The following is a 15434-nucleotide window of genomic DNA, read 5'->3' as shown; positions in this document are numbered from 1 at the left end:
CGGCAAACCTTCTAGCTGCATCCATCCACCCGTCGATGCAGACCACCGCTATACGAGATGACCTGGCCGCTCGATAGCTGTATCCAGGAGCTGCGCAGTTCATGCGGCGGCCGGCAATTGCGCAGCGCCAGCACCGTTACCCGGTCGCCTACCCTGATCCGATCCCTAAGAGCATAGAATTCGCCCACCGGAGAGAACTCGACCTCGCGAACCTCGCCGATATCCTCCTCTCTAGCGATGAACGGTCCGGTGAACTCATCCGGCCGGTTCGGGTCGAGTGCGGGAACTTCACGGCCCTCCACGCGAACGGAGAGAACCGGATGCGGTGGCGCGAAGGTGGCGCGCGTGACCATGCCCGCGAGCACGATGGGGCTGGAGCTATCATATTGCCCGCTCACGCCGTGATGCGCCAACACCGCGGTGCCGGTCAGCCCCGCTGCGATGATCAAGCTGAACAGTATGCGATGCCTCAATGCCTTCAACATGGTGGTCTCCTTGCCTTCCGTACCTTCTCACCATGCTTCCTTTCCATGGTGAGCAGACTGTTAGAGGAGGTGCTCGATGCGGATCGGCAATTCCCGCAGCCGTTTGCCGGTGGCGTGAAAGATGGCATTTGCGATCGCTGGTGACGCTCCTACCATCGCGACTTCGCCGAGGCCCTTGAGGCCGGTGGAATTGGCGAGAGGATCGGGCCGGTCGATGAAGCCGACATCGATCTCGCGGATATCGGCGTTCACCGCCACGACATAGTCGGCAAGATCGTTATTCAGATAGCCGCCGTAACGAGGATCGATCTCGGTGGCCTCCCGCAGCGCCGCACTCAGTGCCCAGACAACGCCGCCTCGTACCTGGCTCGCCGCCGTGCGGGGGCTGATGACCCGCCCGCAATCGGCGATGCTGACGACGCGCGGCACGCGCACCCGGCGGGTACGCGGCTCAATATGGACTTCAACGAAATGGGCGATGTAGCTCATCGTTGTGAAGTTCGGGTATTCCGGTCCGGCGACGGCATAGGCGCCGCGACGCAAGGCCTGCAGCGCCTCAGGCCCCTGGCCCGGACCGACTTCAGACACTTCGATCTGCAGGAAAGGCCGCCGCACGGTCGAAAGCTGGCGGTGCAGATTGCCCGCGATCTCGCGTCCGGCGAGCAGCTCTCTCATCGCTTCCCGCATCCGCGCTACTGCCTTGGCCGTGGCGGGAATTGCGCCGGCGGTCCCCCAGGAGCCCGCGGTTATATGTTGGGGAGCGGCAGTGGTGTCGCCAATGACGATCTCCAACCGATCAGGATCGATCTCGAGACCTTCCAACAAGACCGCGGCAATTGCCGTGCGGATGCCCTGGCCCATTTCATGGCCCGAAACCGCGTATCGCGTGCTCCCATCCGCCCCGATGCGCAGCGTCGCGATCGCAGGCACCATCATAGACGGATAGGCCCCGCAGGCCACACCCCAGCCGATCTGCGTCCCATCCGAAGCCGTCATCGAGCCCGGTTCCGGCGTGCGTCGCGACCAGCCGAAACGCCGCGCCCCCTCTTCGAGGCACTCGTTGACGAAGCGCGACGAATACGGATTGCCGGTCCGGTGATCGATGCGGCTGTCATTGGCCAGCCGCAGCGTGACCGGATCGCGACCGAGCTTATGGGCGAGTTCGTCGACCGCGCTCTCGAAAGCGAAGCAAGCCGCCTGAGGATGAGGCGCGCGCATCCAGCCCGGCGGCTGTCGATCGATGCGGATGTCGGCTGCCGTGCCGCGATAGTTTTCGATGCCGTACAGCCGGCAGGTGGATTCGTGATATTCGGCGCAGGGGAAGAAGCCGTGGCGCGACTGCTCCTGCTCGGCGTCATAAACGGCGGCGGTCATCTTGCCGTTGGCGTCCGCACCCAGGCGAACATGATGCCGGCTGTGCGGCCGATAGGTGGCCAGATGGAATATCTGGCCACGCGGCATGACGATCTTCACCGGTCGGCCGAGCAGCATCGCCGCCTGCGCCACCAGAGCCGTCTGGCGCTGGCCGATCCCGCCTTTCTGCCCGAAGCCGCCGCCGATATAAGCGCTCTTCACGTCGACGATCGCCGGATCGAGCCGCAGCGCCCGCGCGGTCGCGCCTCTCGTTCCCGCGCTGCTTTGGGTGCATTCGTAGATCGTCAAGCGGCCGTCTTCCCATACCGCGGTCGTCACCAGCAGCTCGATGGGATTGTGATGCTGCGTCGGCGAGACATAGGTCGCTTCCACCGTTGTCGCCGCACTCGAAAGCGCCACCTCGGCATTGCCGAAAACGACGTCTTCGCCCGGATCACGCTCGCTATCCTCGCTGTCGATCAGCGCAGCGAAGGGCTCCGGCGCGTAGCTCGGTCGAACCGCTTCGGCGCCCTCGATCGCTGCCTCGAGCGTTTCGGCTACGACCAGTGCAATGGGCTGACCGCGATAGGCGATGCGCCATTCGAGCGTGGGCGGCGGTGGCGGAGGGCCATCCTCGCTCACCGGCGCCGGGGAAGGAAAATCATCCGGCGTCAGCACGCGTACCACTCCCGGCACGCGCATCGCCGCCGATGTGTCGAGTGCCGTCAAGGTGCCCTTGGCGATGCGAGACGGCACCGTCATCGCGTGAAGTATTCTCGCCACCGGCACGTCGCCGGGATAGACGGTTGCGCCGAGAACCTTGTCTCGCGCATCGACTCGGGCGCGGTCGGGAAACGATGCAGTGTTCATGAGCGGCTCCTCTCGGCGGCAATCAGAAGGGCATCGGCGACCGTGCGCGCGCCGAGTTCGAGCTTGAATCTGTTGTGGCGACCTGGCTGGGCCGTCCGGAACGCGGCTCGCCCGGCCTCGATGGCTCTCTCGGGCGTCAGGCGCTGTCCGGCAAGCACGGCTTCGGCCTCGGTAGCGCGCCACGGGCGCGTCGCCACCCCGCCGAGCGCGATCCTGGCGCGGATCACCTGATCGTCTTCGATTTCGAGCACCACGGCGGCCGAAGCAAGTGCGAAGGCATAGGATTCGCGGTCGCGGATCTTGTGATAGGTCGAACCGCGGGCCGTCCCCGCCTCAAGCGTTTCTCTGGGCACTTCGATCACCGTGATCAGTTCGCCGGGTGCCAGCGAGAATTCGATGTGCGGCGTATCGCCTGGCAGTCGATAGAGCTCGGCGATGGGCACGCGGCGTTGACCGGCTGGGCCGACGATCTCGACGCTGGCATCCATCGCTGTAAGTGCGACAGGCCAATCTCCGGGTGAGACTGCATTGCACGACCCGCTCGCCCCCAGCACGGCCTGCCCGCGGTCGAGCCCACCAATCGCGGCGCATCCGCTGCCTGGCTCGCGCTTGTTGCAGGGATAGACGCCGTCCACGCCGTTGCGGAAATACATGCAGCGGGTGCGCTGGAGCAGGTTCCCACCCACCGTCGCCATGTTGCGGAGCTGTTGCGAGGCGGCTTTCCACAGCGCCTCGGCCAGAACCGGGTAATCACCAGCCACGACCGGATCGGCGGCGACCGCGCTCATCGGGGCAAGCGCGCCGAAGCGAAGCCGGTCACCGCTCGTATCGATCGTGGCCAGCCCTCCGATCGCGGTCACGTCGATCAAGTGTGTCGGCCGTTCGATGTTGAGTTTCATCAGATCGTAAAGCGTCGTGCCGCCGGCGATGAAGCGGGCTCCTGCCTCCGCATCGGCAAAGGCGTTCACGGCTTCCTCGGCCGTCGTCGGCCGGATGTAGCTGAACGGTCGCATCAGCCCCTCCCCATCTTGGAAGCGGCATCCTCGATCGCGGCCACGATGCCGGCATAGGCGCCGCACCGACAGATATTGCCGCTCATATACTCGCGGATGCGTTCCCTGGATGTAGCATTGCCCTCGACGACGCAGGCGACTGCCGCCATGATCTGGCCAGGCGTGCAATAACCGCACTGGAGCGCGTCATGATCGATGAACGCCTGCTGCATCGGGTGAAGATTATCGCCGTCGGAAAGCCCCTCGATCGTGACGACCTCCCCGCCTTCCACCTTGGCCGCCAGGGTCAGGCAAGAGGCGACGCGCCTGCCGTCGACATGAACGGTGCAAGCTCCGCACTGGCCGTGATCGCAGCCCTTCTTCGCGCCGGTCAGTCCCAGACGCTCGCGTAAGAGATCGAGCACGGAAGTCCGGGTATCGATCTCGACTTCGACCATCTCGCCGTTGACGGTCGTTCGCACCAGCAAAGGGTATTGCGGCGTGACCGGAAGAGGTGCTGCGCGGTCGGCTGCTGCCTCGGCTGAATTCGGTCCTTGTGTTGAAAGCGACACTGCCACGATGGCGGCGCCGCTCTTCAACGTGTCTCGGCGGGTAAGGCCAAATCCGCTGCATTGGCCTTTATCGCTTTCCTCGACCCATTCGTCTTTTGACATCCGACGCTCCTTTTGCTGCGATCCAGGCAGGTTCTGGTCAATCGAAACATACTGCGCAGGCCGGCAGCACGCTTGCCAACAGCTGCGAAAAACTTGCCTGATTCTTCGGGAGCGGTGACGTCGCCGGACGATCCTGCTAGATTGGGACCTCACGTTCCGGAGACGTCGCATGGATGTACTCAAAGACGCCGTCCGCGCCTATGTCAGCCAGCATGGAAATCATGAAGGCCTTGCGCCGACCCCGGTGCCCGGCCTCCGGCTGAAATGCGTGGAAGCGCCTCACGGCGATCTGCATGCGATCACCCGGCCCCTGGTCATCATCGTGCTGCAGGGCACCAAGCGCATGGTTGTCGGGCGCGAGGAACGGATATTCTCCGCGGGGCAATCGGCGATCGTCAGCGCCGACATGCCGATCGTCACGCGCATAGAGCGCGCCAGCCCAAGCGAACCCTATATGGCCATCGCGATTGAGATTGAAATGGCGATGCTTTCGGAGGCCGCGGCCCATCTGGGGCCGGCGCGCCTAAAACGCCGCTCGATCATGCCAACCCTGTTTACCGAAGACACCGAAGCCGCGGCGCTGGACTGCGTCTTTCGCTTGATGCGACTGTGCGATCAGCCAACCGCCATTCCGCTTCTTCACCCCGGCATCATGCGCGAACTGCATTTCTGGCTTCTGTCGGGGAAACATGGTCCCGAATTGGCAACGCTCTGCGACCCCGCGAGCCACGCTAACCGTCTGGCCGCCGCCGTCGCCATTCTTCGGGCCGAATATCGCTCCCGAATATCCACCGAACGCCTCGCCGCGGCAGCAGGAATGGGCCTGACCGCATTTCACACGCATTTCAAGCGGATGCTTTCGCTGTCTCCGGGGCAATATCAAAAACGCCTGCGCTTGATCGAGGCGCGCCGCCTGATGCTGGACGAAGGCCTTTCGGCGAGCAGTGCTGCTTTTGACGTCGGCTACGAAAGTGTGTCGCAGTTCACCCGCGAGTACGGCCGGCTGTTTAAAGTGCCGCCGAAGCGCGACGTGCTACGCATTCGCTCCATGCCGACCGGCGTTGAAGAGTGGGCGCCTTAGCAACGGCTGTGGAGATGGAGACACTGTTCACAGCATCGCCGCCATGGGCGCTGGCTAAACGGCTCCTGGACATCTCAGACTTTTCCAACCGCGGTTGCTCTGATTTTCGAAGCTGCAACGCTCCAGAAGCCAGGATCTGCTTTCACCCAGAATCTAGCCAACCCTGCACGTAGTTTTGCGGTGTCATGCCAACCTGGCGCCGGAAATGGCGAATAAAGTGGCTCTGATCGCTGAACCCCAAATCATTCGCGATCGCGGCAGCCGGGTATCCGCTTCTCAAGAGCTGCTTGGCACGCTCGATGCGCAAATGGTTCTGGTAGGCATGCGGTGGCAATCCGAACGCCTGGCGAAAGAGCCTGCAGAAATGGAATGGACTTAAGCCAGCAAGGGCTGCCAGTTCCGCGAGCGAAGGATTGGCCGCAATCTGGTCGTTCAGAAAACAGCGAGCAAGTTGCAGTCCCCTGTCATGACGCTTAACCGGCCTCGGAGACTGCTTGACGTTCCTGATAAGTAGATCAGCAATCAAGCCGCGAAGGATCGAAGAAGACTCCAGCCTGCTCATCGGCTTTGTCAGTTCAGCGTGAACATGGGCGAATGATCGCCATCCCGGCGCATCTGGAACAAGATGATCCCGGAAATGCGGAGGGTGGGAGCGCCGCCCCTCAATCTCCTCATCAATGGTCGCAAGTGAAGCCGGGCTCACGACGATGACGCGGTAGCTTGCTTCGGCCTGCCCATCGAACGCGCAGAGGCTCGTTTCCCCAGGCTCTGCAAATTGCAGGCGACCCGGCGCCATGACGTGGTCTACCCCGCGATACCGACTGATCCAATATCCCGACGCGGAGATTCCGAAGCGGTAATCTTCGTGAAGGTGCCGAAGGGCCGATTTTTGGTCATTTGTTCCCCAGCAGATATCGACTGGCGGGTCGCAGTCGAGCCGCTTCAGGCCGAACTTCGATGCGGCGTCGACCGATGGCTGCGTTCGGTGGGTTTTCGGCCCGATATCAGGACGGCTGGTACGCACAACGAAACCCCACATAGACCGCGTAGAAGTCCGCCGGTTTCCATTGCATGGCCTCCGACGTCGTCTGATCGCCGCCATACCACCAGGAGCCGCCGGCGGTCAGCGCGTCTGCGCCGCGCCGATCGGCGATCCATTCCCAGACATTTCCTCCCATGTCGTAGAGGCCGTTAACGCCGGGAGGCGTCGATCCGACCGGTGCGTGGCGAGACCATGGGTCTGCGTCCCGCGTGTTCATGCCGTCGGGTGTCTCGCCGGAGGAATAGCGATAAACACGGCCGGTTTCGAAGCCGACCGGTGCCTCTCGCATTTCGTGGTAGGCGGCAAGACGCCATTCCTTTGCTGTCGGCAGCCGGCCGTTACGCCAACGGCAATAGGCGGATGCCTCATGCCAGCTGACATGAACGGCCGGTTCGTCGAGGGAAGCCGCATCGCTCCCGAAAGGACGATAGACCGTCCAGCCGGCACGTCGCTCCCATCCCGAACCCCATTCGAAACCTCCGCCGGACTCCTCGGCGGCAGTTTCGAGACCGGTGGCGTCGGCGAATTCCCGGAACTGGCCGATGGTGACTTCCGTCGCGTCGATCTCGAAATCTCCGACAGTTACACGCCCGCCCACTTCCGCGCGGACGGTGGAAACAAGTCCCATGACAAGCCCGGTTCCCAGAAGAAGATGGATTGCGCACCGAAGAGACATGGCTCAAGCTCTCCTGAACGGCCAAGTCACCACGCCACCATAGTTCTTGCCTGGATACGGCGGCTGCTTCAATGTCTCCGCGAAGCCTTCGATCCCTTCCATGTGCTGCACCATCCGCACGCGCATGGCCTCATCCGGCAGATCGCCATAAAGCGCACCCATATTGTCGCTCAGATGATCGGGGCTGCTGGTCGCCGGAACCACATTGGTCACCGCCGGATGGGAAATGATGAATTTCAGAAAGAATTGCGCCCAGGTCTCTGCTCCGAACTCGGTCGCGAATTCAGGTAGCGGCCTGCCCTGCACGCTGGTGAAGAGGCGCGCCTTCTCGAATGGAATGTTGACTTGCACGGCAACGCCATTGTCCGCGCAGGCCGGCAGAATGCGCTCCTCTGCCTGGCGCGAGAAGATCGTGTAATTTACCTGTACAAAGTCGAGGTTGCCGGTGCGGATCAGTCGCTCCATGGTGGCGTAGTATTCGGGGCTCCACTGCGTGACGCCGACATAGCGTACCCGGCCCTCGTCCTTCCAGCGCCGGAGGAGATGCAGCACCTGATCGTAGTTCTCCAGGCTGTGCACCTGCTGGACGTCCATCCTACTGCGCCAAAGCCGTTCCATCGAGCGGCGGAACTGGGCTTCCGAATGGCTGTCGTCGGAAAGCCATTCGCCAGTCGTCCAGGTCTTGTTGGTGATGAACAGGTCGTCGGCAATGCCGAGTTCGGTGGCGAAGTCTCCGACACTCACCTCCGACATGCCGTAAAGTGGCGAGGTGTCGATCACCCGCCCACCGGCCTCATGAAAGCGGCGGATGATCTCGCGGATATGCCCGCGCGGCTCGCCCGGCAGTATGTCGAAGGTCTCGAAAGTGCCGAGGCCGATAACCGGAACCTGCTCTCCGGTCTTCGGGATGGCCCGCCTGATAATGGGCCGATCGCCAGTCGCCTGGGCAAATGCGCGCCCGCCGCTCAGCGATCCGGTGGCGAGAGCGCCTATGGCTGCACCTGCCGCCTGCAAGATTGTTCGCCTTTGAATTCCCGTCATGTCAGTCTCCGTGCCTGTTGCAAAGGCCGCAGAATTAAGATCTTCGCGGGCAACCGTCGCTCACGATCCTGATCTCAACCGCACGGAACTGACATATTCGGAAGGCACCGCTTGCTTTCCATCACACATCTTAGTGAGGACGGTATTCGGATGGGAAACATCCGACCACTTTGTGGAACACGCGCGCAAAATGTGTCGGGCTTGAAAAGCCGACCGACAGAGCCAGTTCAGTGACGCTCGTCGGGCGCTCGCCCATTATCTGAATCGCCTTTTGTACCCGCAGCTCGTTTATGAATTGCAGCGGCGTTCGTCCGATCGTCGCGCGGAATGCGCGATGGAAATGACCTTCAGAAAGACCCAGTATATTTGCCAGCACCGCGACGCGGATTTCGCCCGGAAGCTGGGCTTCGACATATTCCCTAATCCGGCGGATCCCCCAGGAAGGAAGCTTTCCCGGTAGGGATACGATCGGAGCATTTTCATTTCCGTAGCGGAGCCTCAGGTGCTGGACGAGCGCCAGGGACATCGCGTCGACATATGTGATGTCCAGTTTGCCATCCTGCTCCTGGTACCAGGCGAGCTGACCAAGGAGCGAAACCAGGAAGGGATCTTCCCGAGTGCTGAAGGCGCGGATAGTCGCACCGTCGGTCAGTTCCCGGAACCGGTCGGGTGAGATCGCGATGCTCGCCCACCGCCAGGAGACTGCCTCCAACCTGAGACGGCGCTCCGTATGGGCCGGCAGAAGAGAGGCACAGCCTGCGGCATCGATCCCGTCATAACTGTATCCGCAATCGGTCACATAGCGGTGGCGGGCCGCGCCGCCTTCAAGTGTAGCCATGATGAGGTGACTGGAGGAACGGATGGCGCCTTCCACGAATTCCGTATAGCCGCGGCGTGCCACGTCGAAGCGCCCGTCAGACCACGAAAAAGTTCTGTGTTCGCCGGCGCGGGAGCTGAGATTCTGGAGATAACTGGCATGCGCAGCAACATTCATGGAACTCTCCGCTATGACTTTCACCGACTGGATGTCATCAGATATCCGCCGCCATCACGCGCAACGCAAGCAAGGCGCTCGATAAAAGATACCCGATTATTTGGTGCAAAGCATGAAGAGGATCGCGCCGGATTTCGGCATGCACTTTTCCAATTTCACGAGGACGCACGCATGCGGTGGAGCATGCGCTTGTTGCGAGGGTCCGGGTTGGGAACCGAGGAGATCAGCCGGCGCGTGTATGGCGCGGATGGATCGGTGCAGATGGTCTCCGCATCGCCTGTTTCGACGATATGCCCTTTATGCATGACCACCACGCGGTCGCAGAAATAGCGGACGACGGAAATATCATGCGAGATGAATAAGAAACTCAAGCCGAGCCGCTGCCTAATGCTCAGCAACAGATCGAGAATCTGGCTGCGAATGGAGACATCGAGCGCCGAGGTCGCTTCATCCGCTATGATGACGCGCGGCTCGAGCGCCAGCGCGCGGGCAATTCCTATGCGCTGGCGCTGCCCGCCAGAAAACGCATGCGGATATCGTTCCATGGCCAATGGATCGAGGCCGACCATCTTCAGCAGTTCGGCTACTTTCTCACCGGCCTGCTGATCCGTCATCTTGCCGGAAACGAGAAGCGGATCCGCGATGATCTGCCTTACCGTCATACGGGGATTGAGCGAAGCGAAAGGGTCCTGGAATATCAGCCTGACATCGCGATGATAGGCCCGCAGCTCCGCCTTATTGAGATCCGTTACATCTATCTCGCGCCCTTCGGCCGTTCTGTAGGTGATGCGTCCCGATGTCGGCTCCGTGATGCGAAGAACGAGACGACCGAGCGTCGTCTTGCCGGAACCGCTCTCACCGACGATACCGAGGCTTTCGCCTGGGTAAAGGTCGAAATCAACGTTATCGACCGCCTTCAGTGCGCCACCATTTCCGGAGCCGAAACCAAAGATTTTGCCGACCGAACCGTAGGACTTGGTCAGGCCGCGTACCGAAATCACGGGTTCGACCGCCTTCGCCTCGAACAACGCGGTCGCCGGAGATCCGGCCGCGCCTCTTTCCAGCTTCATCGTGGCATCGAGCAACTGTCTCGTATAGGGATGCGTCGGAGCGTGAAATATCCGGTCCACCGGACCGTTTTCCACGATCCGGCCATAGCGCATCACCGCCACGTCGTCGGCCGTCTCCGCGACGACGCCCATGTCATGGGTGATCAGGAGCATCGCCATGCCGCGCTCCTGTTGCAACCTCCTGATGAGGTCGAGGATTTCCGCCTGCGTGGTAACGTCGAGCGCCGTGGTCGGCTCGTCGGCAATCAGGATATCGGGGTCGCAGGCGAGCGCCATGGCGATCATGGCGCGCTGCCGCATACCGCCGGAAAACTCGAACGTGTAACGGTCAAGCATGCGTTCGGGATCGGGAATCTCCACCTGCCGCAGCAAATCGGCCGCGCGGACGCGAGCATCCTTTTTTGAGAGTTTCCGATGCTGCCGTATGGCCTCCATGATCTGCGAGCCAACCGTATGGACCGGGGACAACGAACTCATCGGCTCCTGAAATACGAGACCTATCCGCCCGCCACGCAAGGCAAGTATCTCGCGGCCGCGTTCGGGAAGGGCAGCGATGTCCACCACCCCGTCCGGGCCATCGAGAAGGATCTGCCCGCCGACAAGTCGGCCCGGTTTATCGATGATCCGCATCAATGCCCGGGCGGTCACGGATTTGCCCGATCCGCTTTCGCCGACCAGGCAGAGCGTCTTCCCCCGCCGCAGATCGAAGCTGACATCGCGCACGGCATGCAGAATGTGCGTCCTGAGGTGGAAGTCGAGAGAGAGGTTGCGAACAGAAAGCATGGTGTCCCGCATGGTCATGTCGCCTCTCAGCTCTCGTAAGGATCGGCCGCATCACGCAGCCCGTCGCCGAAGAAATTGAAGGAAAGCACGGCGGTCACGACCGCCAGGCTTGGCCAGATCAGAAGCCACGGAGCGGTGGCGACGGAGCGGACATTCTGCGCATCCTGCAAGAGAACGCCCCAGCTCACCACAGGCGGCTTCAGACCGACGCCCAGGAAGGAAAGCGAGGTTTCCGCGACGATCATCGTCGGCACCGCCAAGGTCACCACCGCCAATATGTGGCTGGTCAGCGACGGCAGAATATGACGGAAGATGATCCGGCGCTCCCGGGAACCGTCGAGACGCGCCGCGGTGACGAAATCCTCGCCGCGAAGGGCGAAGAAACGTCCTCTCACCTCTCTGGCGAGACCTGTCCAGCCGAGCAGCGAGACGATCAGCGTCACCACGAAGTAAACCGACAAGGGCGACCAGGTCAGCGGGATAGCAGCCGCCAGACCAAGCCAAAGGGGGATCGTCGGCATGGCGCTGACGATCTCGATGATCCGCTGAATAACGGTATCGACCCATCCGCCATAGAAGCCGGATATCGCTCCGAAGACGACGCCGAGCGTGAGCGAGATCGCGACGCCCACAAGGCCGATCGACATGGATATTCGCGTCCCATAGATCAGCCGGCTGAGCAGATCGCGGCCGAGCCGGTCCGATCCCAGCAGATACATGGGTTCACGGCTGTCGAGGGGACCCAGAAGATGCGTCTTCATGGGGATCATTCCCCAAAGCCTGTAGGCCGGCCCGTCGACGAAAAAACCGATGGGTATCACCTTGTTCTCATCGATGACGAAGGTCCGACGCAAGGCCTGCGGCTCGATCTCGATGCGGTAACCCTTCACATGCGGAAGAAATTCGTGCCCCCCGCCCGCCGTCGGAGCGAAGAAGGAGATGCGCTGCGGCGGTGCGAAAGTATATTGCGGCCGGGAGGCATTCGGCAGCCCAGGCGCCAGGAATTCGGCGAATGCGCCGACAAGGTAGAGAAGCAGGATAACGCATCCCGCGAATGCCGCGACCTTGTTGCGGAAAAAGCGGTGCCGGATGAGGGTCCATTGCCCGGCGGCGGCCTCCGACGTAATCGAACCTCCCGGTTTCAGGGGACTTATCGCCGGACCGGCATCAATGGACGGGAGAGGTCTGCTGTCAGCCAACATGGGTCAGATCCTCTCGATATCAGTTGAACCGGATGCGCGGATCGAGCACCGCAAGCAGGATGTCCGAGATGAGCATTCCGACCAGCGTCAGGACGCCCATCAGCAGGATAAAGCTGCCGGCGAGATACATGTCCTGGCCGACCAGGGCTCGAAGCAGCAGTGGACCGGCGGTCGGCAGATTGAGGACGATCGCGGTAATGGTGACCCCGGAAACGAGATCAGGCAGGACCCACCCGATCGAGCTGACGAACGGATTGAGCGCGATGCGAACCGGGTATTTCAGGATCACCTTGTACTCGGGAAGCCCCTTGGCGCGAGCGGTCACCACATAGGGCCGGCTCAGCTCGTCGGAAAGATTGGCGCGGAGCACACGGATCATCGCCGCCGTGCCGGACATGGCGATGACGATCAACGGAATCCACATATGGGACAGCATGTCCAGGAATTTGGCCATGCTCCACGGCGCGTCGGCATACTGAGGCGAGAATATGCCGCCGACGCTCTGACCGAAAAAACGATACCCGACATACATCAGCGTCAGGGCAAGGATGAAGTTCGGCACCGCAAGGCCGATGAAGCCGAGGAAAGTAAAGGCATGGTCGCCGAAGGAATGGCGGCGCACCGCCGAATAGATGCCGATCGGCAGGGATATCGCCCAGACGAGAAAAAGGCTCGCCAGCGAAATCAGAAGGGTCGAACCCATGCGCTCCCAGATGAGGGTCGATACGGGCTGGTTCCATTCGAACGAATAGCCGAAATCGCCGCGCGTCAGAATTCCCGTGATCCACACGAGATATTGGACATAGACCGGTTGGTCGAGGCCGTACTGACTGCGCAGGCGCGCGATCGTCGCCTCATCGAGATTCTGCCCGCCATCCGCCATCGTCGACAGGAGCGATGTCAGGTAGTCGCCGGGCGGAAGCTGGATGATCATGAAGGCGATCAACGACATGCCGAACAGTGTCGGAACCATGTAGAGTACGCGCCGGATGATGTAGGCGAGCATGATTTCTCCTCCCTCCTCGCATGCATCTCATTTCCAGGTGAGATGGACCACCTCCATGGCCTCGATTGAAGGTATTTCGATTTCGACCCGGCCGTGAACTGCGCTGCAGATGCACTCCTGGTCGCTGACGAGCAGCCGCGCGGAGGCGCCTTTACAGCCTTGCGGCAACGCCACCGAAACACGCTGCTGACCGATGGGGAAGATTTCCCGCAGCGGCCCTTTCATCATCATCGGGTTGGTCAGGTTGACAAGGCAGACCGCAAGCGCCTCCCGGCTCTCGTGAACCGCGATGTCGAGAACGCCTTTTCCCTCGACCGTGACGCGATGATCCTTCCCGAGTGCCCAGTTCACGGCATTGGCGATCAGCCTGCCATGGTCGGGGGCCAGGACCTCCCAGAATATTTCGCCGATATTCCACGGGATGTAGACGGTCCTGCCGCCGTAGCCGGTGTCGCGGGCGACCATTGCAGCGCCTTTCGGCTCCTCGCGTGGATAGACCTCCTCCATCGGCAGGTCCGGGAAATCCGGCACATAGAGGAACGGCGTGCTCACCCCTTCCTTCGGTTCCACCGCGATCAGCCGCGTGCCCCCGATGATGCGCGAGGCGCCTTCGTAGCCGTCATTCAGAGGATGAGTACTTGAAAGGGCGATATAGGTGTTCTTCACCGGGCCGCGCGCCGGTGCGGTCATCGACGCGGCGAAGGTTTCCGCCAAGCCGAAATCGGCACGTCGTCTTCCGGCGGCATCGTAGAGCGACGTCTCGTTGGCCGCGACCACCGAGCCGCCGCGCCTGACGTAGGCATCGATCGCCTCGCACTGCGCATCGGACAGATACGTGGCGTTGGCCAGGATGATCAGCTTGAACCGATCCAGTTCCTCCCGGGTCATCACCTGATCGGAAAGGAACTCGAACGGTATGCGGGCTTCTACCAGCGCATGATAGAAACCGAGATCGTTCCTTTCGGCGAGATGCCGCTCCTCGGGAGCCCAGTGGCGCAGTGTGGTCGAGGGATCGATAACGGCGATCTCGGCGGTTGGCTGCATGTTCTCCAGCCAAGGCTCTATATCCGCATGCAGATTGAAGGCCTCCACGACCGGCTTGACCCATCGCTGATCGGGAACGCAGGCGTTGAACTTCGTGAACCACGGAAAGAGCCCCTGGGCGATCCCGTCATGGATCCAAAGCTTGATTTCCTCTCCACTCTGCACGGAATCCTTCCAGCGATATTCCTCCTCCGGGCCGATGGAGGTGATCAGGCCGACAGGACGATCGCGAAACGTGCCGCGAATCCTCTTGCCGTTCCGGCCTGCCGACCAGCCCACTTCCACGCCCCGGCGCGCCTGGTGGTCGACGAAAAGGATCGGGCAGTGCTTCTGGATCAGCGAGAGATCGAATTCCATCAGCGAGGAGCCGCTCATGTTCGGAATGAAAGACGCATGCGGCCGGATCGCCTTGACCGTTTCGTCCCAGTGGATGACGAGGTCCGTGAGAATGCGCCGGCGCCACGCAGCCCATGCCTGCCATGCCGGATCCGTTGCATCGGCGGCAAGCGGCAGCTCGAAGCCGGTTTCGTCGCGGAAGCGCTTTCGGTTCTCTTCACTGTAGGAAATGCCATGTCCCTGCCAGCGATTGGCAAAAACCGCATCGATGTCATAGCGCTCGACGATCTCGCGGATGACGTCCGTGGTGAAATCGCGGTTATAGCTTCCCAGCGCATCGGTCACATAGATACCGGGAAACGCCCAGTGCTCCCGCGGATTTCCGTCCTTGTCGATCGCGACCCATTCCGGATGCGCCCATGCGGCCTCCTCATGTATGGCATGCGGATCCACGCGTGCCATGACATGCATGCCTAACCTGCGTGCGCCCTCGACGATCTCGCCGAAGGGATCGCTATCTCCGATGAACTTCGAAACGTAGTGCAGCGGAATATCGCTCGGATAATAGGCGATATAGCCGCCGGCCGACAGGCAAACCGCGTTGGATTTCGTCCTTCGGAAAAGGTCGATCCAGAACTCCGGATCGTAGCGCGCCGGATCGTCCTCCGCGAATGTAAGCTGGGTCCAGCGGGTTGCGGATCTGTACCATTCCCTGGAACGGCTTTCGGTCGGGGAGGAATTCGTCCTGTTCAGCATGATGCGGGTTTCCATGGCAAAAAGGTGCC

At 61.7% G+C, this 15434-nt stretch carries 13 protein-coding genes; 1 reads left to right on the top strand and 12 read right to left on the bottom strand.

The window, feature by feature from the left end:
* Positions 1 to 11: 11 nt before the first annotated feature.
* From YH62_RS22435 to YH62_RS22420, 4 genes are read right to left on the bottom strand one after another with little or no spacing between them, the layout of a single operon-like run.
* Positions 12 to 485, bottom strand: coding sequence for a DUF6152 family protein (locus YH62_RS22435; RefSeq protein WP_046796518.1), 474 nt, complete (start codon positions 483 to 485; stop codon positions 12 to 14).
* A 60-nt stretch (positions 486 to 545) separates the two neighbouring features.
* A complete protein-coding gene (locus YH62_RS22430) occupies positions 546 to 2708 on the bottom strand; it encodes a xanthine dehydrogenase family protein molybdopterin-binding subunit (RefSeq protein ID WP_046796517.1) in 2163 nt (720 codons plus the stop codon).
* The gene (locus YH62_RS22425) at positions 2705 to 3721 is read right to left on the bottom strand and encodes a xanthine dehydrogenase family protein subunit M (protein WP_046796516.1); all 1017 of its coding nucleotides are present in this window, start codon (positions 3719 to 3721) and stop codon (positions 2705 to 2707) included. The genes YH62_RS22430 and YH62_RS22425 overlap by 4 nt, the downstream gene beginning before the upstream one ends.
* Positions 3721 to 4374 (bottom strand): (2Fe-2S)-binding protein, encoded by a 654-nt coding sequence (locus YH62_RS22420; protein WP_046796515.1) that lies wholly within the window; start codon positions 4372 to 4374, stop codon positions 3721 to 3723. Before YH62_RS22420 ends, YH62_RS22425 begins: the two co-directional genes overlap by 1 nt.
* 169 nt (positions 4375 to 4543) lie before the next feature.
* Between YH62_RS22420 and YH62_RS22415 the strand changes: the two genes are divergently transcribed.
* A complete protein-coding gene (locus tag YH62_RS22415; RefSeq protein WP_046796514.1) occupies positions 4544 to 5455 on the top strand; it encodes an AraC family transcriptional regulator in 912 nt (303 codons plus the stop codon).
* A gap of 142 nt (positions 5456 to 5597) precedes the next feature.
* Here YH62_RS22415 and YH62_RS22410 read toward each other — a convergent pair whose 3' ends face one another.
* The 8 genes from YH62_RS22410 to YH62_RS22375 form a co-directional block, all read right to left on the bottom strand.
* Positions 5598 to 6479, bottom strand: a complete 882-nt coding sequence (locus YH62_RS22410) for an AraC family transcriptional regulator (protein ID WP_170986326.1) — start codon at positions 6477 to 6479, stop codon at positions 5598 to 5600.
* Positions 6460 to 7173 carry a formylglycine-generating enzyme family protein gene (locus YH62_RS22405; protein WP_052760482.1) on the bottom strand — a complete coding sequence of 238 codons (714 nt, stop codon included), beginning with the start codon at positions 7171 to 7173 and terminating at the stop codon, positions 6460 to 6462. Before YH62_RS22405 ends, YH62_RS22410 begins: the two co-directional genes overlap by 20 nt.
* Positions 7174 to 7176: 3 nt before the next feature.
* A complete protein-coding gene (locus tag YH62_RS22400; protein ID WP_046796512.1) occupies positions 7177 to 8214 on the bottom strand; it encodes an aldo/keto reductase in 1038 nt (345 codons plus the stop codon).
* A gap of 130 nt (positions 8215 to 8344) precedes the next feature.
* Entirely contained in the window at positions 8345 to 9208 is an 864-nt protein-coding gene (locus YH62_RS22395) for an AraC family transcriptional regulator (protein ID WP_052760481.1), read from the bottom strand.
* 155 nt (positions 9209 to 9363) lie between these two features.
* Complete coding sequence (locus YH62_RS22390) at positions 9364 to 11079, bottom strand: ABC transporter ATP-binding protein (protein WP_046796511.1); 1716 nt, start codon at positions 11077 to 11079, stop codon at positions 9364 to 9366.
* Between the two features lie 8 nt (positions 11080 to 11087).
* On the bottom strand, positions 11088 to 12263 hold the full coding sequence (locus YH62_RS22385; protein WP_046796510.1) for an ABC transporter permease: 1176 nt from the start codon (positions 12261 to 12263) through the stop codon (positions 11088 to 11090).
* 19 nt (positions 12264 to 12282) lie between these two features.
* Positions 12283 to 13269 carry an ABC transporter permease gene (locus tag YH62_RS22380; protein ID WP_046796509.1) on the bottom strand — a complete coding sequence of 329 codons (987 nt, stop codon included), beginning with the start codon at positions 13267 to 13269 and terminating at the stop codon, positions 12283 to 12285.
* 27 nt (positions 13270 to 13296) lie between these two features.
* Complete coding sequence (locus YH62_RS22375) at positions 13297 to 15405, bottom strand: alpha-amylase family protein (protein ID WP_046796635.1); 2109 nt, start codon at positions 15403 to 15405, stop codon at positions 13297 to 13299.
* Positions 15406 to 15434: the final 29 nt, after the last annotated feature.

The sequence above is a fragment of the Rhizobium sp. LC145 genome, from assembly GCF_001005825.1.
In the GTDB taxonomy this organism is placed as follows: domain Bacteria; phylum Pseudomonadota; class Alphaproteobacteria; order Rhizobiales; family Rhizobiaceae; genus Neorhizobium.
Note: the sequence above shows the minus strand (reverse complement) of the source record. Positions and strands in the feature narration are given on the sequence as shown.

Excerpts from the sequence above, each read along its gene's own strand:
- YH62_RS22395 (WP_052760481.1), bottom strand. The coding sequence starts at position 9,208 with ATGAATGTTGCTGCGCATGCCAGTTATCTCCAGAATCTCAGCTCCCGC.
- YH62_RS22400 (WP_046796512.1), bottom strand. The coding sequence starts at position 8,214 with ATGACGGGAATTCAAAGGCGAACAATCTTGCAGGCGGCAGGTGCAGCC.
- YH62_RS22430 (WP_046796517.1), bottom strand. The coding sequence starts at position 2,708 with ATGAACACTGCATCGTTTCCCGACCGCGCCCGAGTCGATGCGCGAGAC.
- YH62_RS22415 (WP_046796514.1), top strand. The coding sequence starts at position 4,544 with ATGGATGTACTCAAAGACGCCGTCCGCGCCTATGTCAGCCAGCATGGA.
- YH62_RS22380 (WP_046796509.1), bottom strand. The coding sequence starts at position 13,269 with ATGCTCGCCTACATCATCCGGCGCGTACTCTACATGGTTCCGACACTG.
- YH62_RS22385 (WP_046796510.1), bottom strand. The coding sequence starts at position 12,263 with ATGTTGGCTGACAGCAGACCTCTCCCGTCCATTGATGCCGGTCCGGCG.
- YH62_RS22435 (WP_046796518.1), bottom strand. The coding sequence starts at position 485 with ATGTTGAAGGCATTGAGGCATCGCATACTGTTCAGCTTGATCATCGCA.
- YH62_RS22420 (WP_046796515.1), bottom strand. The coding sequence starts at position 4,374 with ATGTCAAAAGACGAATGGGTCGAGGAAAGCGATAAAGGCCAATGCAGC.
- YH62_RS22375 (WP_046796635.1), bottom strand. The coding sequence starts at position 15,405 with ATGCTGAACAGGACGAATTCCTCCCCGACCGAAAGCCGTTCCAGGGAA.
- YH62_RS22405 (WP_052760482.1), bottom strand. The coding sequence starts at position 7,173 with ATGTCTCTTCGGTGCGCAATCCATCTTCTTCTGGGAACCGGGCTTGTC.
- YH62_RS22425 (WP_046796516.1), bottom strand. The coding sequence starts at position 3,721 with ATGCGACCGTTCAGCTACATCCGGCCGACGACGGCCGAGGAAGCCGTG.
- YH62_RS22390 (WP_046796511.1), bottom strand. The coding sequence starts at position 11,079 with ATGACCATGCGGGACACCATGCTTTCTGTTCGCAACCTCTCTCTCGAC.